Annotated in this window: 17 protein-coding genes; 8 read left to right on the top strand and 9 right to left on the bottom strand. The window is 72.3% G+C overall.

From position 1 onward, the window contains the following. Window positions 1-603 (top strand): YbfB/YjiJ family MFS transporter (locus tag Q0741_RS14990; protein WP_298234014.1); only part of this gene is annotated, 603 nt, incomplete at its 5' end. Between the two features lie 17 nt (window positions 604-620). On the opposite strand, the gene Q0741_RS14985 is transcribed toward Q0741_RS14990, so the two are convergent. Next, window positions 621-1,634, bottom strand: coding sequence for a Tat pathway signal protein (locus tag Q0741_RS14985; RefSeq protein WP_298234013.1), 1,014 nt, complete (start codon window positions 1,632-1,634; stop codon window positions 621-623). 178 nt (window positions 1,635-1,812) lie between these two features. Between Q0741_RS14985 and Q0741_RS14980 the strand changes: the two genes are divergently transcribed. Continuing rightward, window positions 1,813-2,892 carry a metallophosphoesterase family protein gene (locus Q0741_RS14980; protein WP_298234012.1) on the top strand — a complete coding sequence of 360 codons (1,080 nt, stop codon included), beginning with the start codon at window positions 1,813-1,815 and terminating at the stop codon, window positions 2,890-2,892. A 56-nt stretch (window positions 2,893-2,948) separates the two neighbouring features. Here the strand turns inward: Q0741_RS14980 and Q0741_RS14975 are convergent, their stop codons facing one another. From Q0741_RS14975 to metK, 8 genes are all read right to left on the bottom strand, one after another. Beyond that, the gene (locus tag Q0741_RS14975) at window positions 2,949-3,923 is read right to left on the bottom strand and encodes a transglycosylase SLT domain-containing protein (RefSeq protein ID WP_298234011.1); all 975 of its coding nucleotides are present in this window, start codon (window positions 3,921-3,923) and stop codon (window positions 2,949-2,951) included. A gap of 705 nt (window positions 3,924-4,628) precedes the next feature. Then, complete coding sequence (locus Q0741_RS14970) at window positions 4,629-6,068, bottom strand: sigma-54 dependent transcriptional regulator (protein ID WP_298234010.1); 1,440 nt, start codon at window positions 6,066-6,068, stop codon at window positions 4,629-4,631. Continuing rightward, entirely contained in the window at window positions 6,065-7,918 is a 1,854-nt protein-coding gene (locus Q0741_RS14965; RefSeq protein ID WP_298234009.1) for an ATP-binding protein, read from the bottom strand. Before Q0741_RS14965 ends, Q0741_RS14970 begins: the two co-directional genes overlap by 4 nt. Before the next feature lie 80 nt (window positions 7,919-7,998). Further along, a complete protein-coding gene (locus Q0741_RS14960; protein ID WP_298234008.1) occupies window positions 7,999-9,336 on the bottom strand; it encodes a dicarboxylate/amino acid:cation symporter in 1,338 nt (445 codons plus the stop codon). Between the two features lie 194 nt (window positions 9,337-9,530). Then, window positions 9,531-12,299: an Hsp70 family protein gene (locus tag Q0741_RS14955; RefSeq protein ID WP_298234007.1), complete on the bottom strand. Its 2,769-nt coding sequence runs from the start codon at window positions 12,297-12,299 to the stop codon at window positions 9,531-9,533. Further along, entirely contained in the window at window positions 12,296-14,134 is a 1,839-nt protein-coding gene (locus tag Q0741_RS14950; protein WP_298234015.1) for an Hsp70 family protein, read from the bottom strand. The genes Q0741_RS14955 and Q0741_RS14950 overlap by 4 nt, the downstream gene beginning before the upstream one ends. A 71-nt stretch (window positions 14,135-14,205) precedes the next feature. Further along, window positions 14,206-14,817 carry a DUF2760 domain-containing protein gene (locus Q0741_RS14945; RefSeq protein WP_298234006.1) on the bottom strand — a complete coding sequence of 204 codons (612 nt, stop codon included), beginning with the start codon at window positions 14,815-14,817 and terminating at the stop codon, window positions 14,206-14,208. Between the two features lie 442 nt (window positions 14,818-15,259). Beyond that, complete coding sequence (gene metK, locus Q0741_RS14940; protein WP_298234005.1) at window positions 15,260-16,438, bottom strand: methionine adenosyltransferase; 1,179 nt, start codon at window positions 16,436-16,438, stop codon at window positions 15,260-15,262. Between the two features lie 162 nt (window positions 16,439-16,600). Between metK and Q0741_RS14935 the strand changes: the two genes are divergently transcribed. The 6 genes from Q0741_RS14935 to Q0741_RS14910 all read left to right on the top strand — a co-directional run bounded on the left by Q0741_RS14935 (window position 16,601) and on the right by Q0741_RS14910 (window position 21,392). Next, window positions 16,601-17,494: a lysophospholipid acyltransferase family protein gene (locus tag Q0741_RS14935; protein ID WP_298234004.1), complete on the top strand. Its 894-nt coding sequence runs from the start codon at window positions 16,601-16,603 to the stop codon at window positions 17,492-17,494. Further along, window positions 17,491-18,375 carry a lipid A biosynthesis acyltransferase gene (locus tag Q0741_RS14930; protein WP_298234003.1) on the top strand — a complete coding sequence of 295 codons (885 nt, stop codon included), beginning with the start codon at window positions 17,491-17,493 and terminating at the stop codon, window positions 18,373-18,375. Before Q0741_RS14935 ends, Q0741_RS14930 begins: the two co-directional genes overlap by 4 nt. Before the next feature lie 85 nt (window positions 18,376-18,460). Further along, window positions 18,461-18,772: a hypothetical protein gene (locus Q0741_RS14925; RefSeq protein WP_298234002.1), complete on the top strand. Its 312-nt coding sequence runs from the start codon at window positions 18,461-18,463 to the stop codon at window positions 18,770-18,772. Window positions 18,773-18,867: 95 nt separating this feature from the next. Beyond that, on the top strand, window positions 18,868-19,725 hold the full coding sequence (dapF, locus tag Q0741_RS14920) for a diaminopimelate epimerase (protein ID WP_298234001.1): 858 nt from the start codon (window positions 18,868-18,870) through the stop codon (window positions 19,723-19,725). Then, on the top strand, window positions 19,722-20,405 hold the full coding sequence (locus Q0741_RS14915) for a DUF484 family protein (protein ID WP_298234000.1): 684 nt from the start codon (window positions 19,722-19,724) through the stop codon (window positions 20,403-20,405). The genes dapF and Q0741_RS14915 overlap by 4 nt, the downstream gene beginning before the upstream one ends. 3 nt (window positions 20,406-20,408) lie before the next feature. Beyond that, window positions 20,409-21,392, top strand: coding sequence for a tyrosine recombinase XerC (locus Q0741_RS14910; RefSeq protein WP_298233999.1), 984 nt, complete (start codon window positions 20,409-20,411; stop codon window positions 21,390-21,392). Window positions 21,393-21,467: the final 75 nt, after the last annotated feature.

The raw sequence follows: 21,467 nt of genomic DNA, 5'->3' as shown, positions 1-21,467 counted from the left end.
GCCGCGCCCGGCGCTACCGCGGCCGCCGGGGCGCGCGAGCGGCTGCGCTGGGCGCCGCTGGCCTTCGCGCTGGCCGGCTACCTGATGTTCGGCCTGGGCTACATCGGCTACATGAGTTTCATCATCGCGCTGCTGCGCGAGCAGGGCCTGTCATCGGGCTGGCGCACCGGCTTCTACGTGCTGTTGGGCGCAGGCGTGGTGGCCTCGTCGTGGCTATGGGCGGGCTTGCTGCAGCGCGCCCGCGCGGGCGGGGCGCTGGCGCTGCTCAACGGGCTGCTGGCGCTGGCGACGCTGCTGCCGGTGCTCAGCGCCCATCCGCTGCCGGTGTTCGTGTCGGGCGCGGTGTTCGGGGCGGTGTTCCTGTCGGTGGTGGCCTCGACCACGGCGCTGGTGCGGCGCAACCTGCCGCCGGCGCTGTGGCCCTCGGGCATCGCGGCCTTCACCATCGTCTTCGCCGCCGGGCAGATCGCCGGCCCGACGCTGGTGGGCTGGCTCGCCGACGGCCCCGGCGGACTGCCGCGCGGCTTCGTCTGCTCCGCCGCGGCGCTGGCGCTGGGAGCGGTGCTGGCGCTGGGGCAGCGGGAGTTGAAGCAGAAGGCTTGAGGCCCGGATCAGCGCGTTCAGGCCAGCACCTGCTCCACCGCCCTGCGCCGGGAGCGCGGCATCTCCGGCCCACGGCCGATGCGCACCACCAGGTCTGGCCGCCGCGGCCCGATGCCCAGGAACGCGGCGAACTGCGGGCGCAGGGCGGGCACTTCCACCGGCTGGTTGATGAAGGCGGTGCGCAGATCCAGCGCGGTCGCCTGCAGCGCCAGGCGCTCGTAGCAGCGGCCCGCCTCCACCCAGTGCGCCTTGTCGTCCGCCTCGGAGAACAGCACCGCGATCGCGGCCGAGCCGCGGATGTGGCGGATGTCCTTGCGGTTCTGCGCCCGGGCCGAGAACGCCAGGCGCATGAACAGGACGCCCAGCCAGCGGGGCACGTCAGGGCTGCCCATCACCGGGCCGTACAGCCCGTCGCCCAGCCGCTCGGCCTCCCGGGCGTTGAAGCGGACCCAGCTCCGCAGCTCCCGGGCCCAGGCCGCATCGCCGAACTGCGCCGTGTTGCCGGCCGCGACGTACTCGGCCACCTGCTCCTTCTGCTGCGCGCCGCTCAGCAGCAGCACCGAGACGCCTCGTCCGTGTCCGGCCTGTTGCAGCAGGCGCCGCTCGGCCTCGTTCAGGGGCGTGCCGTCGTACTCGCAGCGGCTGTTCTGGCGCCGAGCCAGGGCCTCGAACAACGTGGTTCGGACCGGCGTGGCGTCCTCCAGCTCGACCCGCACCCGGTCCTTGGCGGCGTCATACGCCGCACCGCCGTCCAGGCCGGCCGCCTGGGCGGCGACGAGCAGGTTCTCAGCGGCGCAGCCCAGGCTGGCGTAGAGGTGGTGGTCGTCCGGATCGACCGCCGGGCAGCGCCGCGACAGGTCGGGGAGGATGGAAATACCCCCGGGCTCCAGCGCGAAGCGCCAGGGCTGGGTGTTGTGGCTGGAGGCCGCGAGGGTGGCCTGGCGCACCAGCTCCACCGGGTCCGCCCGGTGCCTGCCGAGCCCGTGCCGGCGCCAGGCCTCGCCGGCGCTGCGGACCTGTGCGTCGCTCATGCCCATGGCTGCGCTCCCGTCGGTTTGACGCCAGCGTAGGGTGCAGGCCGTGCCGTGGCCTGACGGGGATCAAGCCGGCCGCGCCACGCGCTCGGCCAGGCGCTCAGGCGCTCCTCCTGGGAAGGTCGCCGTCGCCGGCGCTGGCAGCATACGCGGCTCGATTTCCAGGGGGCCCCCCATGCACCGTCACCATCCTTCAGTTCCAACTACCGTTCCGCGTGCCGCGCCGCGGCGCCTGCTGGCCGGGCTGGCGCTGGTGGCGGTGCTGCTGGGCGGCTGCGCCCAGCCCGATGCCGCGACGCTGCGCGAGCGCGCGCCGCAGCGGGGCGGCTTCAGCTTCGCGCTCATGGGCGACATGCCCTACAGCCCGCGCGAGGTGAAGGCCGTGGACGCGCTCATCGACGATCTCAACGCCGACCGGGAGCTGGCCTTCGTGCTGCACGTGGGCGACATCAAGGGCGGCGGCGAGCGCTGCGACGAGGACCTGTTGCGCGGGCGGCTGCAGCAACTGCGGCGGGTGGGGCCGCCGCTGCTCTACACCCCCGGCGACAACGAGTGGACCGACTGCCACCGCCCCAGCAACGGCAGCTACCTGCCCACCGACCGGCTGGCGCTGCTGCGGCGCCTGGCCTATCCGGAGCCGGGGCGCAGCCTGGGCCAGCGGCCCATGGCCGTGCGCTCGCAGGCGCGCGAGCAGCCGGCGCACGCGGCCTTCGTCGAGAACTTGATGTTCGAGCGCCAGGGCGTGGTGGTGGCGACGCTGCACGTGGTGGGCAGCCGCAACGGCCTGGTGTCGTGGATGGCCCTGGACCCGAAGGACGGCGTGCGCGGCACCAACCCGTTGCGCGGCGCCGAGTTCGAGGCGCGGCAGGCGGCCAACCTGGCGTGGCTGGACCGCGTGTTCGACGAGGCCGCGCGCATCCGCGCGGCGGGCGTGGTGCTGGCGTGGCACGCCAACCCGCGCTTCGAGGCCGCGCCGGGCACGCTGGAGCGGCAGGGCTTCCAGCCGGTGCTGGACAAGCTGCGCGAGCGCGCCGCGGCCTTTGGCCGCCCGGTGCTGCTGCTGCAGGGCGACGACCATGTGTTCCTCGTGGACCGGCCCTGGATGCGCGAGGGCTCCACCGAACCGCCGTTGCCCAACCTCACACGCGTGCAGACCTGGGGCGCGCCCAGGATGCGCTGGATCAAGGTGCGCGTGGCGCCGGGCACGCCGGAGGTGTTTCAGATCGAGGAACAGCGGGTGGGAGGCAACCCGTAAGGAGTGCCGACGGCGTACCGGGGAGTGGGCGGAACAGCGCGCGTGCCGCAGGCGGCCTACCGCCCCCGCCGCTGGCTCACCGCCTCCACCCGCGGCCTGCGGATGAGCTCCAGCCGTGGCGAGGGGCGCGTCACGCTGGCGTCGTAGGGGTGGTCCGTGATGCCTGCGGCGTCGAGCACCTTGGCGACGTAGCCGCGCGTCTCCTCATAGGGCGGCACGCCCAGGTGGCGGTCCACCGTGCCCTCGCCAGCGTTGTAGGCGGCGGCCACCAGCTTCAGGTCGCCCTCGAAGTACGCCAGCAGCCAGCGCAGGTAGGCCAGGCCGCCGCGCACGTTTTGCACCGGATCGAATGGGTCGCGCACGTTGAAGCGCTCGGCCGTGGCGGGGATGAGTTGCATCAGCCCCTGCGCGTTCTTGGGCGAGACGGCGGCCGGGTTGAAGTTGGACTCGGCTTGCATGATCGCCAGCGCCAGCTCGGGCTGGATGCGGTACTGCGGCGCGAGCTTCTTCACCAGCTCCACCATCTTCTTCGGCGCGGTGTTGAACAGCCGCGTGCGCTGCGCCGGGTCCGTCACCAGGCCCGGGCGCGCCGTGCCGTTGATCATGGTGATGACGGCCGGCGGCGGTGCCGGCGGCAGCATGCAGTCGGGCTGCTCCGGCGCGACGCCGCTGAACATTCGCTTGAGCACTTCCGTGCCTTGCGGAATGCCCTTGTCCGCGGCGAGCTGGAACATGTGCGCGGCCCAGGCGTCGTTGCGCGGCACGCCGCGGCCGTAGGCGTAGATCCAGCCCAGGCGGAACTGCGACTCCGCGTCTCCCGCGCGCGCGGCGCGGCAGTACATCGCCGCGGCGAAGGCATCGTCGCGCTGCACGCCGTCGCCCTTCTCGTAGCGCTCGGCATCGGCGCGCAGCAGCAGGGCCATGCGCATGCGCGATTCAGCGTCCTCCCGCGGCGCGGCGGCCAGCGCGGCAGCGCCGGACAGCATCAGCAGGGCGGCTGCGGCGCAGCGTTTCAGCACGGCAGGATTCATGGGCGCTGGCTCCTCAAGCGGTGAAACGGTCGAAGCGGCGGACGGCGGGCAGTCGGGCGGGCGGGAAATCGAACCTTGGGGTGATTGACAGGTGGCCGTGGTGAGCTCATGGGCGGCGCCAGGGGCGTCGAGCGTCAGAGAGGGGCAGGTTCGGCATCCCCGCAGTCACGGACAACCCCCGGAGCAAACGGTTGATGCGGCGACCGGTGCGCGGCAGGCGCGGGCGGGGCGGGGCGGCCTGGGCCGGCGCCGCACGAGGGCGCCATCCCTCTCCAGGGTGATGGACTAGGCGGCGCAGGCGCGGAAATCAAGCCGGGAGGAGGCCGTGCCCGGAGGCGCGGGGGGCCTGCGGATGGGCGGGGGCAAAGGGAGGTGGAAAGGCTGTGGGCTGTTGCTGTGCGGAGGAAATTTCCAAGCCCGCAGCATCTCGTGAGCCGCGCCGCTTCGCTCCCCGATTCGTCACTCCCGCGCAGGCGGGAGTCCAGGCGGCCCCCAAGCAGCCGCAAGCAGATCGGTTGAACGCCGGGGCTGGGGTCATGGTTCGCGGCACTCAGGCTTCGCGCTGACGTGGGGCCGCCTGGATTCCCGCCTTCGCGGGAATGACGGAATAGCTGGCGAGGCACTTCAGCTCCCGGCCAACGTTCAACCACTTTCTTCAAACAGCGCCGCCTCTTTGCCGGATGCCGACGCTGCAAGCTAAGAGCCTCAGCCCTCCACCTTGAACGCCGCCGCCGACAGGTTCAGCCGCTTGAGCTTGTCGTGCAGCGTCTGCTTGGGCACGCCCAGCGTGCGCGCGGCGGCGCTGATCTCGCCGCCGTGCCGGCGCAGCGCCTGGGTGATGACGGCGCGCTCGAAGTCCTCCACCTGCTCCGGCAGCGTGCGCGTCGAGGCGGGCTCGGCCCCCGCCGCCGCGAGTATGCCCGGGGGCGGCGCCATCGCCGCGGCGGACGGGGCCACGCCGCCGGGCAGCAGGCTGTCGTCCAGCAGGCCCAGCACGAAGCGGTCGGCCACGTTGCGCAGCTCGCGCACGTTGCCGGGCCAGGGATGCGCCATCAGCGCCGCCAGCTGCGCCGGCGTCACCATCGGCGCGCTCTGGTGGTAACGGCTGGCGGCCTGCAGCGTGAAATGCTCGAACAGCAGCGGGATGTCCTCGCGCCGCGCCCGCAGCGGCGGCAGCTCGATGAAGGCCACGCCGATGCGGTAGTACAGGTCGGCCCGGAACGTGCCCCGCTCGCTGGCGCGCTGCAGGTCCTCCTTGGCCGCGGCCACCACCCGGCAGTCGATGGGCCGCGGCACGTTCGAGCCCAGCCGCTCGATGCTGCGCTCTTGCAGCGCCCGCAGCAGCTTCACCTGCAGCCCCATGGGCATGCTCTCGATCTCGTCCAGGAACAGCGTGCCGCCCTTGGCGTGCTCCAGTTTTCCCACGCGGACCTTGGTCGCGCCCGTGAACGCCCCCGCTTCGTGGCCGAACAGCTCGGTTTCCGCCAGGTTTTCCGGCAGGCCGCCGCAGTTCAAGGCGACGAAATTGCCGTTGCGGCGCGGCCCCTGCTCGTGCAGGCAGCGGGCGATGAGCTCCTTGCCGGTGCCGGTTTCGCCGTAGATCACCACGTCGGCGGAGGTGGCGGCCAGCGCCGCGACCTTGGCGCGCACGCGCTCCATCAGCAGCGAGCCGCCCAGCAGCGTGGCCTCCACGCCGCGGCGGCCTTCGAGCTGCGCGCGCAACTGCTCCACCTGCAGGCTCAGCCGGCGCTTGTCGGCGGCGCGGCGCACGGCCGCCACCAGGGTGTCGGCGCTGCAGGGCTTGGCGATGAAGTCCCACGCGCCCTGGCGCATGGCGTCCACAGCCATGGCGATGTCGCCGTGGCCCGTGACCAGGATCACCGGCAGCTGCGCGTCCGCCGCCTGCAGCTCCGGCAGCCACTGCAGCCCGCTCATGCCCGGCAGCCGCACGTCGCACAGCACCACCAGCGGCGCGCCGGCGGTCACGTGAGGCCGCGCCTCCTCGACGCTGCCGCACTCGATCACGTCGATGCCCGCCAGCATCAGTGCCTGCGCGCTGCCCAGCCGCACGTCCTCGTCGTCCTCGACCAGCAGGACGCGAATGGGGGTCTCGGCGGAAGGGCTCAGGGCGTGGGCAGCGGTCATGAGGCGTGGTGGTCGGAAACGGGGAGGTCAGGCGAGGAGGATGCCGCAGCGGCACCCTCGGCCCGCGCCAGCGGCAAGGTGAAGATGAAGCGCGCGCCGCCTTCGGGCCGGTTCTCGGCCTGCAGCGTCCCGCCCGATTCGCGCGCGATGTGGGCCGAGATCATCAGCCCCAGCCCCAGGCCCTGGCCGGCGGGCTTGCTGGTGACGAAGGGTTCAAACAGGCGCGCCAGGATGTCCTCGCGGATGCCCGGCCCGCTGTCCTCCACTTCGATGCGTGCGTTCGCCCCGTCCGCCCGGGCTCGCACGTTGAGCTGCCGCGGCGGTGCCACGTCGGGGGGCTCGGCGCGGCTTTCCATGGCGTCCACGGCATTGGCCATCAGGTTCACCAGCACCTGCTCCATGCGCGCCTCGTCGGCCAGCACCTGCAGCCCGGGCGGATCGATGTCCACCGAGAACTCCACCCCCGCCTCGCGCAGCCGGCGCGACAGCAGGAACTGCGCGTTGCCCACCACCGGCTGCAGCGCCACCGGCGCGGCGGGCAACTGCGACTTGTGGGCGAAGGTTTTCAGACGCTGCGTCAGCGCGCCGAGCCGGTCCACCAGCCGGGCGATGCGCTGCAGGTTGCCTTCCACGTCCTTGGTGCGGCCGTGCTGCAGCAGCACGCAGGCGTTGTCGGCCAGCGTGCGCATCGCCGCCAGCGGCTGGTTCAGCTCGTGCACCATGCCGGCCGACATGCGGCCCAGCAGCGCCATCTTCCCGGCGTGGACCAATTCGTTCTGCGCCGCGCGCAACTCGGCGGTGCGCTCCACCACGCGCGCTTCCAGGCTGTCGTAGGCCATCTGCAGCGCCACGCGGCTGGCGCGCTGCTGCACCAGCACGCGCCGCCGCTGCAGCCAGGCGAAGGCCAGCAGCGGCAGCAGCAGCCCGGCCAGCGCGCCGGTGAGCGCCATGCGCCGCGCCTCGGCCTGCAGCGGCGCCAGGTCGTCCAGCACCACCAGCCGCCAGGGCGTGCGCTGCAGCAGCCGCTCGGTGGCCAGGTAGCGCCGGCCTTGCAGCGTCAGCAGCCGCCCGCCCGTATCGGGCAGCGTCTCGCGCACCCGCCAGTCCAGCGGCTGCAGCGGCGCGCCGCCGTAGGAGCGCGTGCGCGCAGTCTCCTGCAGCACGGCGGGGGGCAGGGGCTGCAGCGGGCGGTACTTCCAGTCCTCGCGCGTGCCCAGGATCACCACCCCGTGCTCGTCCAGCGCCAGCACCTGCCCGGGCAGCTTGCGCCAGGCCTGCTCGGTGGCTTCCAGGCTGACCTTCACCGTCGCCACCCCCAGCGGCTGCGGCGGCGGCGCCTCGAAGCCGGGCTTCGGCGCCAGCGCGAAGGACAGGTAGTAGCCCGGCTTGCCGCTGGAGACGCCCACGCCGAAGAAGCGCCCGCGCCGCTGCGCCAGCGCGTCGCGCACGTAGGGGCGGAAGGAGAGATCCAGGCCCAGCGGCGAGCCGGGCTGCCCGGCGTCGCCGGCGGCCAGCACCACGCCGTCGCGGCCGATCACGTAGAGCATGTCGGCGCCGGCGGTGGCGTTGATGCCGCGCAGCGTGGCGCTCACGTCGCGGCGCAGCCCCTCGTCGCCCGGCGCGCGCAGCAGCTGCAGCACCTGCGGCGTGGTTTCCAGCAGCGAGGGCAGGTAGTCGAAGCGCGCGAGCTGCGCGTCGAGCCCGGTGGTCACCAGCTCCAGCCGGTGCTGGGCCTGCTGCTGCAGCGAGGCCAGGCCGCTGCGCCAGGCCAGGCGGTGGCCGGTGAAGGCCGAGGCCGCCACCAGCGCCAGGCCGGCGGCGCTCCAGGCGAGCAGGGTGCGGGGTTTCACGTCAATCCAAAGCATTGCGCGCCGCGCGACCGGCACCAGGGGCCGGCCACGGCGGCGCGCAGCATAGGGGCAAGCCGCGGTCAGCGTGCCGTCGCGGGCATGTGCGCTTCCTGCGTGTCGAGCACTTCTTCCGGCTCCTCGGCCTCGGCGACGGTCTCGCCGTCGAGCACGCGCTTCATGTGATCGCTGTCGAGGTCACCCGTCCACTTGGCCACCACCAGCGTGGCCACGCCGTTGCCGATCAGGTTCGTGAGCGCGCGCGCCTCGGACATGAAGCGGTCGATGCCCAGGATCAGCGCCAGGCCCGCCACCGGCACGTGGCCCACCGCGGAGAGCGTGGCGGCCAGCACGATGAAGCCGCTGCCCGTGACGCCGGCGGCGCCCTTGGAGGTCAGCAGCAGCACCGCCAGCAGCGTGAGCTGCTGCGTGATGGTCATGTCGGTGTTGGTGGCCTGGGCGATGAACACCGCGGCCATGGTCAGGTAGATCGAGGTGCCGTCCAGGTTGAAGGAGTAGCCGGTGGGGATCACCAGGCCGACCACGCTCTTGCGCGCGCCCAGGTTCTCCATCTTGGCCATCATGCGCGGCAGCACCGACTCGCTGGAGGAGGTGCCCAGCACGATCAGCAGCTCTTCCTTGATGTACTTGATGAACTTCGTGATCGAGAAGCCGTGCGCGCGCGCGATGCCGCCCAGCACCACGAAGATGAACAGCAGGCAGGTGGCGTAGAAGGTGGCCATCAGCTGGCCCAGCTGCACCAGCGAGCCCACGCCGTACTTGCCGATGGTGAAGGCCATGGCGCCGAAGGCGCCGATCGGGGCGACCTTCATGATGTAGCCCACGATGCTGAAGAGCACGTGCGAGAACTTCTCGATGAAGTCGAACACCAGCGTGCCGCGCCCGCCGAACTTGTGCAGCGCGAAGCCGAACATCACGGCGAACAGCAGCACCTGCAGGATCTCGCCCTTGGCGAAGGCATCGACCACCGTGCTCGGGATCACGTGGAGCAGGAAGTCGGTGGTGCTCTGCATCGCGCCGGGCTTGGTGTAGGCGGCCAGGCTCTTGGTGTCGAGCTGGCTCACGTCCACGTTCATGCCCGCGCCGGGCCGCACGAGGTTGATGATGACCAGGCCCACCACCAGCGCGACGGTGGAGACGATCTCGAAGTACAGCAGCGCCAGGCCGCCGGTCTTGCCGACCTTCTTCATGTCTTCCATGCCGGCGATGCCCACCACCACGGTGCAGAAGATGATCGGGGCGATGATCATCTTGATCAGCTTGATGAAGCCGTCGCCCAGCGGTTTCATGGCCGCGCCAGTCTCCGGATAGAAGTGGCCCAGCAGCACGCCGATGGCAATGGCCAGCAGCACCTGGAAGTACAGGGAGCGGTAAATGGGTTTTTTCTGGACAGCGTCCATGAACGTCTCCTCGCGACCGGCCAGGGGTGGAAACGGGGGGTGGCCAGCGAAGACGTCTTGTGCAAGCCGGGTGCCAGGAACGGCGGCTGCTTTAAGTCCCTGATTTACAAGGACAGCGGCGTGCCGGGGCGGCTCGCGCAGACCGAGGGGCCGGACAGGCGGACGGTGTGGTGTCCGGGATTCCGGACCAGCTTCTAGGCCAGCAACCTCAACCCCGGCGGTAGCGCTTCCCCATAGGCCTGCTGCTCCGCCGCCTCGTCCAGTGCGCGCACCTCGCGCACGAGGTCGATCCAGTGGCCGGCGACACCGGCCTCGGCCAGCCGCTGCAGCAGCCGCCCGCGCAGCGCCTCATCGGCGTCGCGCGAGCGGTCGCCCGTGCGCCGCGCCAGGTGCACGCAGGCCAACGCGGCGGCCGGCACCAGCCGCCAGTCCAGCGCCAGCAGCGCCTCGATCCAGCGCGCCGCCACCACCGGCGCCACCACCGTGTGCGCGCTGCCGTACAGCGGCGCGCGCGCGCCCAGACGGCCCAGCACCCACAGCTCCAGCGCGGCGGGCGAGGCGCCCTTGGCCTTCGCGCCCTTGGCCGCCGGTTTTCCGGACGCGGGCGCCGCCGCTTCCGAAACCTGCCCCAGCAGCCAGTCGCCGATCTCGGCCTTGTACTCGGCCGGGATGCGCTCCAGCGCCGCGCCCAGGCGCAGCATGTCCTCGCGGCTGCCGCTCACCAGCCCGGCCGGGCGCTCGCCTTCACCTTGCAGGTTGAACGCGAAGTCCTGTAGCAGCCGGCCCTGCGCCGCCTCGTCCAGGCCGCCGGCCACGCGCCGCCACAGCGTCCACCACTCGGCCGCCACCTGCGCGTCGCCGCGGTGCTGCACGCCGCCCTCGAACTGCGAGAAGAGCTGCTGCACGCGCCAGTCGTCGGCGGCGAAGCCGAAGCCGGGACGCAGGCACCAGCCCGCCAGGTTCAGCCACAGCCGCTCGTGGTCGGCCGAGCGGCGACGGCCGCGCGCGTGCTGCAGCAGCGCATCGAACAGCCGGCGCAACAGGGGCAGCCCCCAGCGTTCGCGCGCGCCCAGCAACTGCTCCAGCGCCGTGCGCAGCTGCCGCACTTCCTTCGGTGTCACGTCCCTGGCGCGCGGGCCGAACACCCGCGCGATGCGCTCCAGCGCCTCGTCCAGGCGCGGATGCACGCCGGCGTCCGGGCTGCCGGACGGCCCCAGGCCGCGCAGCCGGAACTCCAGCGCATGCCGCTGCCCGCTCTCGTCGGTGGCTTGCAGCGCCAGCGTGCCGACCTCGGTGAGCGAGGCCGAGAGTGTCACCGGCAGCTCGCGCCGCTGGTCCGCCGCCTGCACCACCGTCGAGACGGGCGGCAGCTTCGTGAACTCGCCCGCAGCCGGGTCCACCAGCGCGCCGGCCACGGGCTGCGCGCCGCCCACGCTGGAGAGCAGCGTGAAATTCACCGGCTGCCCCACGCGCAGCGCGAAGCGGCGCTCCCGCAGCGGCACCTCCACGCCGGGCTCGGTGCCGCGCGGCAGCACGCACACGGCGCGGCGCTCGTCGAGCTGCAGCCAGTAGTCGCGCGCCGATCCGCCGCCCAGCTTCGGGGCGGCGCTGCGGCGCGCCAGGCCGTGCGCCACCGCGCCGCGCGCCACGGCCAGGTCCGGGTCGGCATTCGACAGCAGCCGCACCGGCGCGCCGCGCCAGGCCGACAGCACCGACAGCAGCCGCTGCGCGATGGCATGCGCCTTGAACACGCCGCCGTTGAGCAGCAGCGCGTCCGGCACCGGGAAGGCGTCGGACGTGCCCAGCGCCTGCCGCGCCGCGTCGGCGTGCTGGCGCAGGAAGGCGGCGACGTGGCGCGTGACGGCGCTGTCGGCCGCGTAGGGCAGCCCGAACTCCACCAGCGCCGCGCGGCTGCGCTTCACCGGCTCGTCCGGCGCCACGTGCGGAAAGAAGCCATCGAGTGCCAGGACCTGGACTTCCGCGCGGCTGAAGACCACCGTGCGCGAGCCGCCGATGAGCCGGCTGCCGCCGCCCAGCAGCGTGACGTTGGCGCTGTCCGGCGCGTCGGCCGCCAGCAACTGCTCCTTGGCGACGCGGCAGCGTTCCACCAGCTGCGTCAGGCGGCCGGCCGAGAGGCGCTCGCCCCCCAGGCGCTGCTCCGCCACGTGCGCCAGCGCCAGGTCCACGTTGTCGCCGCCCAGCATCAGGTGCTGGCCCACGGCGATGCGGTCGAGCTTCTTCCCGTCCTCGGCCACGCGCACCAGGCTCAGGTCCGTGGTGCCGCCGCCCACGTCGCAGACCAGCACCAGCCGCGCGCCGCCCAGCGCCTGCGCCAGGTCGGCGCGGTGCTTGAAGGCCCAGTCCTGGAAGGCGGCCTGCGGCTCCTCCAGCAGGCGCAGATGGGGCAGGCCCGCCTCGCGCGCGGCCTCCACCGTGAGCTGGCGCGCGGTGTCGTCGAAGCTGGCCGGGACGGTCAGGACGAGGTCCTGCCGCTCCAGCGGCCGGTTCGGAAAACGGGTGTTCCACGAGGCGCGCACATGCGCCAGGTAGCTGGCGCTGGCCTGCAGCGGCGACACCTTGGGAACGTTCTCTTCGGCGCCCCACGGGAGGACGGGCGCGAGCCGGTCCACCGCGCCGTGCGAGAGCCAGCTCTTGGCGCTGGCCACCAGCCGCCCGGGCACCTGCGCGCCCAGGCGCCGCGCCAGCTCGCCGATGACGGCGTTCTCGTCGGAATGCCAGGGCAGCTGCAGCGCCTCGGAGGCCAGCTCGCCCGGGGCGGGGTGGTAGCGCAGCGAGGGCAGCAGCGGCGCGCGGCCGACCTCGCCGGGGGCGATGAGCTGATCGACCTCGAACAGCTCGATCGCGGTGGCGCCGGGCTCGGCCCAGGCCACCACGGTGTGCGTGGTGCCCAGGTCGATGCCGACCAGGCAGGGCGAGGCCGCCGCGGCGCCGGGCTTCTTCATGCCGCCGCGGCGGCTCCTTCGCTGCCGCGCACGTCGAACTCCACCTTCCAGCGCGCGCTGCCGTCACGCGGCAGGGCGATCACTTCCAGCGTGCCGGTCTCGGTCACGCGCGCCTGCAGGCTCACGGGCACCACCTCGCCGGGGCTGCGGCCTTCGGCCGGCAGCGTGGCCTGGATCTCCTCCAGCTCGTGGATCTCCTCGTCCGACCAGAAGTCCAGCAGCGTGCCGACTTGGTCCTGGCGCCGCACGCTGGAGCCGAAGAAGCGGAAGTGCACCGGCTCGCCCACCACCAGACCGAACTCCATCTCCGGTACTTCGGCTTCGGTGCCTTCTTCCATGCCGAAGGGCGCCAGGCACAGCAGCGAGATCGGCGGCTCCATGCCCGGCACGGCCGGCATGGCGGACTCGATGGCCACGTAGTAGGCCTGCGCCGTGCCGCCGCGGATGCGCACGCCGCGCCCGCGCCGCACGTAGCCGTAGTAGGCCGCGCCCTGGGCCACGGCGCGGTCCAGGTCCGCGCCTTCGAGCAGCCGCGCCGCCGGCGCGCCCTCGGCCTCCAGCCAGCCGTTGAGCACCGCCAGCACCCGCTCCGCCAGCACCGGCGACTTGAAGACGCCGCCGTTGAAGAGCAGCGCCGTGGGGTGCAGGAACGAGGCGCCTTCGGCCGCCGCGTTGCTGAAACCCTCCAGCTCGGCGGTGGCGCCGGCCTGGCGCGCCAGGAAGGCGGCCAGGTGGCGTGTGACGGCCGCGTCCTGCGCGTAGGGCAGGCCCACCTGCGTCAGGCCGGCGCGGGTGCGCGTGACGGGCCGGGCGTCGGCGCCCACCTGCGGGAAGAAACCTTCGACCAGCGTGCCGGTGACTTCCTCGCGCGTGAGCTCGGTGCGGATGGTCCCGCCGATCAGGCGCGAGCCGCGGCTGGGCACGACGATGGGCTGTGCCGGTGCCTCGGGGTCGGCCAGCAGCACTTCCTTGGCGACGCGGCAGCCCTGGGTGAGCGAGCGCATCTGCCAGGGGTCCAGCGTGGTGCCGTTGGCGGCCAGCTTGCGGGCCACCACGTGCGCCAGCGCCAGGTCCATGTTGTCGCCGCCGAGCAGGATGTGGTCGCCCACGGCCACGCGGTGCAGCTCCAGGTTGCCCTCGCGCTCGACCACGGCGATGAGGCTGAAGTCGCTGGTGCCGCCGCCCACGTCCACCACCAGGATCACGTCGCCCGGCTTGACCTGCTTGCGCCAGGTGCCGGCGCTGCCCTGGATCCAGCTGTAGAGCGCGGCCTGCGGCTCCTCCAGCAGCGTGAACTGGGTGCCGAAGGTGGCGTTGGCCGCCTCGGCCGTGAGCTCGCGCGCGGCCGGGTCGAAGGAGGCGGGGATGGTCACCGTCAGGCTCTGCTGGTCCAGTGGCGCCTCGGGATGCGCGTCGTTCCAGGCGGCGCGCAGGTGTTCCAGGTAGCGGATGGAGGCGTCCACCGGCGACACCTTGGGCACTTCCGCCGGGGCTCCGGCCGGCAGGATCGCGGCGCGGCGGTCCACGCCGGTGTGGCCCAGCCAGCTCTTGGCGCTGGAGACCTGGCGGATCGGCGTGGTGGCCCCGCGGCTGCGCGCCAAGTCGCCAACGATGAAATCCTGTTCGCCGGTCCAGGGCAGGGCCATGTCGCCCGGCGCCAGCTCCTCGGCGTGCGGCAGGTACAGGAAGGAGGGCAGCAGCGAGCGCTCCTCCACCGCGCCGGGCGCGGTGAGCTGCGGGATCGCCATCGAGCCCTGCACCGTCTTCTCGCCGTCGCTGGCTTGGAGATCGACCCAGGACAGCGCGCAGTGCGTGGTGCCCAGGTCGATGCCGATGGCGTAGCGCGGGCCGGCCGGCGTGCCCTGGTCCTCGGGCTGGCCCTCGGTCTCGAAATTCGTTTCTTCGCTCACAGCTCCACCTCCGCTTGCGCGAGCACGCGCGCGTCATGTTTCTCGGCCAGCTTGGGCAGCTTCACTTCCGCAGCGCGCCAGCCGCGGTGGCTGAGCGTGCCGGTGAAGGGCGGCTGGCCTACCACGTTGCCGGTGAGCTTCACGCTCGCGGCGTCGAAGCCGGGCTGCAGCGTGACGCGGCTGCCTTCGGCCTCGGTGCGCACCGGCTCGATGCGGAAATGCTCCTGCAGCACCTTGCGGCAGCCCGCGTGCACCACGCGCACGGCCGCGCCGATGTCGGCGTCGGCGTGGCCGGCCAGGTCTTCCTGCATGAAGTCGATGAAGCGGGCCTCGCGCTGCAGCAGCGCCAGCAGCTGCAGCGCGGCCTCGGGGCCGGACTCGCGCAGCACGACGGGCGCCACGGGCGCGGGGGCCGGGACGGGCGCCGGCTTGGGCGTGGCGACGGGGGCGGGCGGCTGGGCCGCTGGGGGCGGTGGCGCGGGCGGCTCGTCCAGGCGCTCATAGCGCGCGGCCTTGTCGGCGTTGCCCAGCAGGCTGAAGAAGGCCCCGAAGGCCATGGGAATGCGGCGCAGGAACGACGGTTTGGGGTCCTGGCTGGGGGTGGGCATCAGCGGGTTCTCCGTGGTGGTCCGGCAACGGGGCCGGAGGACGGCGGGTCGCGCGGCGCGCGGGCGGTTCAGGCCGGGGCGCGGCGACGGGAAATGCGGGCGATTCTAGGGAAGTCCCGGAGTCCGTCCGGCGGCGGGCGCGGCCGGAGCAGTCGCGGTGCCGATCGGGAGCGTCCGCCCCAAGCGAAACGCCCGGCCCGCGCTGCGCTGTGGCAGCTCGGGTCGGGCGTTGCTTAGACGGCTTATGTGGACCTCAAGAAATCCGTAACTCCAAGACCCGTTCGCACTGACCCTTCGATACCTCAGGGCAAGGTGCGCCTTCGGCGCATCGAAGTGCGAATCCGTCAGGCTGCGATGGCCGCATCCCGGCAGAGGGGCCGTTCATCCTTCGATACCTCAGGACGAACGGAATGCGGATTCGGAAACTTGAGGAGACCTGGGCTTACTTGCCCGCCAGGTCGCGCAGCACGGCGACCTTGTCGGTCTTCTCCCAGGAGAACTCCGGCTCGTCGCGGCCGAAGTGGCCGTAGGCGGCGGTCTTGCCGTAGATCGGGCGCAGCAGGTCGAGCATCTGGATGATGCCCTTGGGGCGCAGGTCGAAGACCTCGCGCACGATCTCGGCGATGCGCTCGTCGGGGATGCGGCCGGTGCCCTCGGTGTAGACCGTCACGTTCATCGGCTGGGCCACGCCGATGGCGTAGGCGACCTGGATCTGGCACTGGCGCGCCAGGCCGGCGGCGACGACGTTCTTGGCCACGTAGCGCGCGGCGTAGGCGGCCGAGCGGTCCACCTTCGTCGGGTCCTTGCCCGAGAAGGCACCACCGCCGTGGGGGCAGGCGCCGCCGTAGGTGTCCACGATGATCTTGCGGCCGGTCAGGCCGCAGTCACCCTGCGGGCCGCCGATGACGAAGCGGCCGGTCGGGTTGACCAGGTACTTGGTCTCCTTGAGCCACTCCTTCGGAAGCACCGGCTTGATGATCTCCTCGACCACGGCCTCGATGAACTCGGGCTTCATGTGCTTGCCGTCGCTCATCTCGGGCGAGTGCTGGCTGGAGAGCACCACGGTGTCGATGCTGTGGGGCTTGCCGTCCACGTAGCGCATCGTGACCTGGCTCTTGGCATCCGGGCGCAGGAAGGGCAGCCGGCCGTCCTTGCGCAGCTGGGCCTGGCGCTCCACGAGGCGGTGCGCGTAGTAGATCGGCGCGGGCATGAGCTCGGGCGTCTCGTCGCAGGCGTAGCCGAACATCAGGCCCTGGTCGCCGGCGCCGATGTTCAGGTAGTCGTCGCTGGCGTGGTCCACGCCCTGGGCGATGTCGTTGCTCTGCTTGTCGTAGGCCACGAGCACGGCGCAGCCCTTGTAGTCGATGCCGTACTCGGTGTTGTCGTAGCCGATGCGCTTGATGGTGTCGCGCGCGACCTGGATGTAGTCCACGTGCGCGTTGGTCGTGATCTCGCCGGCGAGCACCACGAGGCCGGTGTTGCACAGCGTCTCGGCCGCCACGCGGCTGCGCGGGTCCTGCGTGAAGATCGCGTCGAGGATCGCGTCCGAGATCTGGTCCGCGACCTTGTCGGGATGGCCTTCGGAGACGGATTCCGAGGTGAAGAGGAAGTCGTTCGCCACTTTTTTACACTCCTGGGTTGGCTGGCCTGCGTTGCCGCCCTTTCGGAGGTATCGGCGAACGCTTTAGCGGCATTTGTCGAGCCAGACGGCCCGGTGGGATTCACACCCACGTCGCCCCGCAAGTTGTCCTTTAAACCGGCGACGTTTCGATTCTATTCAACGATGAACTCTCTACTGCGCTGGATGGCGACTTGGCCGTTGCGAAGACTGCACGCTTTGGGGGCCATCCTGGGGTGGCTCACGTACGGGCTGTCGCCGACCTACCGCAAGCGCTTGCAGGCCAATGCCGAGCTGGCGGGGTTGACCCCGGCACAGCGCCGTGCGTCGGTGGCGCAAGCCGGCTGCATGGCCGCCGAGGCGCCATGGCTGTGGTTGCGCAACGGCCTGGTGTCGCCCGCGTGCCGCTGGGAGGGCGCGGAGCTCATCGAGCAGGCGCTGGCGCGCGGCAAGGGGCTGGTGATCCTCACGCCGCACCTGGGCTGCTTCGAGATCACGGCGCGCGCCTTCGCCGAGCGCTGGGGCGACACACACCCGCTGACGGTGCTCTACCGCCCTTCCGACAAGGCCGCGCTGCGCGAGCTGGAGGAGACGGCGCGCGCTCGCCCGGGCATGGCCACCGCGCCGGCGACGCTGGCGGGCGTGCGCCAGATGCTGCGCGCGCTCAAGCGCGGCGAGAACGTGGGCCTGCTGCCCGACCAAGTGCCGCCACAGGGCATGGGCGTTTGGGCACCGTTCTTCGGGCGTGAGGCCTACACCATGACGCTGGCGGCCAAGCTAGTGCGCCAGACCGGCGCGGACTGGCTGCTGATGTGGGCCGAGCGCTTGCCGCGCGGCCGTGGTTTCGTCGTTCACGTGAGCGCCCCTCAGCAGCCCCTGCCCGGTGCCGATGAACCCGACAGCGAGGCGCTGCAGCAGGCCTGCGCGCGCCGCATCAATGAAGAAATGGAACGCCTGATCATGTGCAACCCCGCCCAGTACCTCTGGGGCTACCACCGCTACAAGACGCCGCGCCCGGCCGCGGCGCCCACCGACGCCGCGGCGAGGTCGGCGACGTGAGCCTCGGTGCCAAGCTGGGCATCGGGCTGCTGCGTGCCATCTACCGTCTTCCGCTGGGGGCGCAGGCCGCGCTGGGGCAGGGCTTGGGAAGGCTGCTGCACGCGCTGGCCGGCAGCCGCCGCCGCATCGCGCTGCGCAACCTGGCGCTGTGCTTCCCGCACCTGGACGCGGCCGAGCGCGCGCGGCTGGTGCGCGAGCACTTCGGCTGGCTCGGCCGCAGCCTGCTGGAGCGCGGGCTGCTGTGGTACGCGCCGGTGGAGCGGCTGAAGAAGCTGATCCACGTCGAAGGGGACGTGACGCTGGCCGAGCGCAGCGAGCGCCCGGTGATGTGGCTGGTGCCGCACTTCGTGGGGCTGGACGTGGCCGGCGTGGCGACGCAGTTGTTCCAGAAGCAGAAGGTGGGCTCGATCTACCAGGCGCAGAGCAACCCGGTATGGGATGCCGAGATCCGCAAGGGCCGGCTGCGCTTCAACCAGGGCGAGGTGTTCGCGCGCAGCGAGCGCGCGCTGCCGCTGGTGCGCGCCATCCGGCGCGGCTGGGCCTTCTTCAACCTGCCCGACATGGACTTCGGCATCCAGGACGCGGCCTTCGTGCCCTTCTTCGACGTGCCTGCGGCCACGCTGCTGGCGCCGTCGAAGATGGCGCGCTCGCTGAACATGGTGGTGCAGCCGGTGGTGGCGGAGATGCTGCCCGGCGGCCAGGGCTACAAAGTGAAGTTCCTGCCGCCCTGGGACGACTGGCCCACCGAGGACCCGCAAGCCGACGCCGCGCGCATGAACCGCTGGATCGAGGAGCAGATCCGGCACTGCCCGGCGCAGTACCTGTGGGTGCACAAGCGGTTCAAGACGCGGCCGGCGGGGGAGCCGTCGCTGTACGGCTGAGCCTGTCGCGCACGCTGCGGGAACCCGGGTTGCCGCCTTGCCGTCACCTCACCCACCACCGGCGCAGACCGGACAGGAGATCGGCATGACACAGCAAGGCAAGCAGGACAAGTCCTCTCAACAGTCCCAGCAGGGCAGCTCCAACGCCCAGGGGGACAAGACCGCCCCGAACAAGCAGATGCAGGGTGGCACGCACGCCGGCCAGACCAGCGGCACGCAGCTCGGCGCCAGCAGCGCCGACGAGAGCCGTGCCGAGCGGGGCGGCATGGGCTCCACCGATGGGCGCGTGGATTCGCAGGGCGGCCTGGGCAGCCCGCAGCGCGCCACCAGCCAGGAACAGAGCCGCGGCGGCCAGATGGGCCCCGAGGGCGGCAGCACCCGTAAAGACCACGCCTGAGCGCAAGCAGCACATCGCGCCCCGAGACTGAAACCCCAGCCGCCGGCCCATGCCTGGCGCCGGCCGCCTGCGAGCGCCGGCCGATAATCCCGCGCATGAAACTCCGCTTCACCAAGATGCAGGGCGCGGGCAACGACTTCGTGGTCATTGACGCCACGCAGCAGCCCCTGGCGCTGACCCCCGAGCACTACCGCCGCCTGGGCGACCGGCGCTTCGGCGTCGGCGCCGACCAGATCCTGGTGGTGGAAAAGAGCAACACCCCCGGCGTCGATTTCCGCTACCGCATCTTCAACGGCGGCAGCGGCGAGGAGGTGGAGCAGTGCGGCAACGGCGCGCGCTGCTTCGTGCGCTTCGTGCACGACAAGCACCTCACCGCGCAGCGCAGCGTGCGCGTGGAAACCATGAACACGCTGCTGGAGTTGCGCCTGCAGGACGACGGCCGCGTCACCGTGGACATGAACGCGCCCGTGTTCGAGCACGAGCGCATCCCCTTCGACGCCTCCGGGCTGACGCCGCGCGAACTCAACGACTTCCAGCTCTGGCCGCTGGCGCTGGGCGACGGCGACGACATCGAGGTGGCCGTGGTCTCCATGGGCAACCCGCATGCGGTGCGGCGCGTGGACGACGTGCAGCGCGCGCCGGTGGCGATCGAGGGGCCGCAGATCGAAGGCCATGACCGCTTCCCGCGCCGGGTCAACGCCGGCTTCATGGAAGTCGTCAGCCGCGGCCACATCCGGCTGCGCGTGTACGAGCGCGGCGCCGGCGAGACCCTGGCCTGCGGCACCGGCGCCTGCGCGGCGGTGGTGGCCGGCATCCGGCTGGGCTGGCTCGATCACCGCGTGGACGTGGACGCCCCCGGCGGGCGGCTGACCATCGAGTGGGCCGGCGGCGACGCGCACGTGTTCATGACCGGCCCGGCGGAAACAGTGTTCGAGGGAGAGATCACGCTGTGAGCAGAGGCATCGACGGCATCACCGAAGACGACATCGCGCAGTACTTGTCGCTCAACCCGGCTTTCTTCGAGCGCCACGCCGAACTGCTGGCCGAGGTGCGGCTGGCCAGCCCGCACGGCACGCGCGCCATCTCGCTGCAGGAGCGCCAGGCGCTGCTGCTGCGCGAGCGCATCAAGGGGCTGGAAGGGCGGCTGATGGAGATGATCCGCCACGGGCAGGAGAACACCGCCATCGCCGACCGCCTGCACCGCTGGACCCGCGCCGTGATGCTCGCGCGCGATCCCCGCACGCTGCCCGCGCTGCTGGTGGAGGAGCTCAAAAGCCAGTTCCTCGTGCCCCAGGCCGCGCTGCGCCTGTGGGGCGTGGACGCCGCCCTTGCGCACGAGCCTTTCGTGCTGGCCGAGCCCGGCGCGGTGCGCGAATTCGCCGACGCCCTGGCGCTGCCGCTGTGCGGCCTGAACACCGGCGAGGTGGAGGCGGCGCAGTGGCTGCATGACGGCACGCCGGCGCTGTCCATCGCCTGCATCCCGCTGCGCAGCGAGCAGGCGGGGGGCAGCTTCGGGCTGCTGATGCTGGGCTCGCCCGACGCCACCCGCTTCGAGAGCGACATGGGCGTGGACTTCCTGGTGCGCATCGGCGACATCGCCGCTGCGGCGCTGTCGCAGTTGCTGCCGCGCTGAGCCATGGCGCGCACTTCCAAGGCCGCCGCGGCGCCCGTCGTGGCCGAAGGCTCCGTCCCCACTGCGCTGCCCGAGGAGCTGGAGCGATGGCTGCAACACCTGCAGGTGGAACGGCGCCTGGCGGCGCGCAGCCTGGCGCTGTACCGCGACGCGCTGCAGCGCCTGGTGGCGTTGTCGGGCGAGGAGGGCGTGGCGCTGCACCAGGCGCAGCCGCACCACGTGCGCGGCTGGATGGCGGCGCTGCACGCCGGCGGCCTGGCGCCGCGCAGCATCGCGCTGATCCTCTCGGCCTGGCGCGGGCTCTACCGCTGGTGGGGCCAGAACGGTGAAGTCCCGCTCAACCCCGTGATGGGGCTGCGCGCGCCCAAGGCCGGCAAGCCGCTGCCCAAGGCGCTGTCGGTGGAGCAGGCGGTGGCGCTGGCCGAGCACGAGGGCGAGGGGGACGACCCGGCGCTGGCCGCGCGCGACCACTGCATCGTCGAGCTGCTCTACGGCTGCGGGCTGCGCGTGGGCGAGCTGGTCGGCCTGGACGTGGGCGCCGGCGAGGGCGCCGCGGGCTGGGTGGACCTGCCCGACGCCACCGTGCACGTGATGGGCAAGGGCTCCAAGCGCCGCAGCGGCCCGGTGGGCAGCGCGGCGCTGGCGGCGCTGCAGCGCTGGCTGGCGCAGCGGGCCTCGATGGCCGCCTCGGGCGAGCGGGCGCTGTTCGTGAGCCGGCGCGGCACGCGGCTGACCGCCTCGCAGGTGCGCTCGCGGCTGCGGCGCCAGGCGCTGCAGGCCGGGCTGCCGACCTCGGTGCATCCGCACATGCTGCGCCACAGCTACGCCTCGCACCTGCTGCAGTCCAGCGGCGACCTGCGCGCGGTGCAGGAGCTGCTGGGCCACGCCAGCATCACCACCACCCAGATCTACACCCGGCTGGACTTCCAGCACCTGGCCAAGGTGTACGACGCGGCGCATCCGCGGGCGAAGAAGAAGGACGGCTGAAGGCCCGCGGCGGCGCACGCGCCCGCGCCTGCCGTGACGGGCTGCGCTGATCGCCAAGCCCCGTCCCGCCGGGCG

It is taken from the genome of uncultured Azohydromonas sp. (genome assembly GCF_937926365.1).
GTDB lineage: Bacteria > Pseudomonadota > Gammaproteobacteria > Burkholderiales > Burkholderiaceae_C > Azohydromonas.
This window is presented reverse-complemented; position numbering and strand designations above follow the sequence as displayed.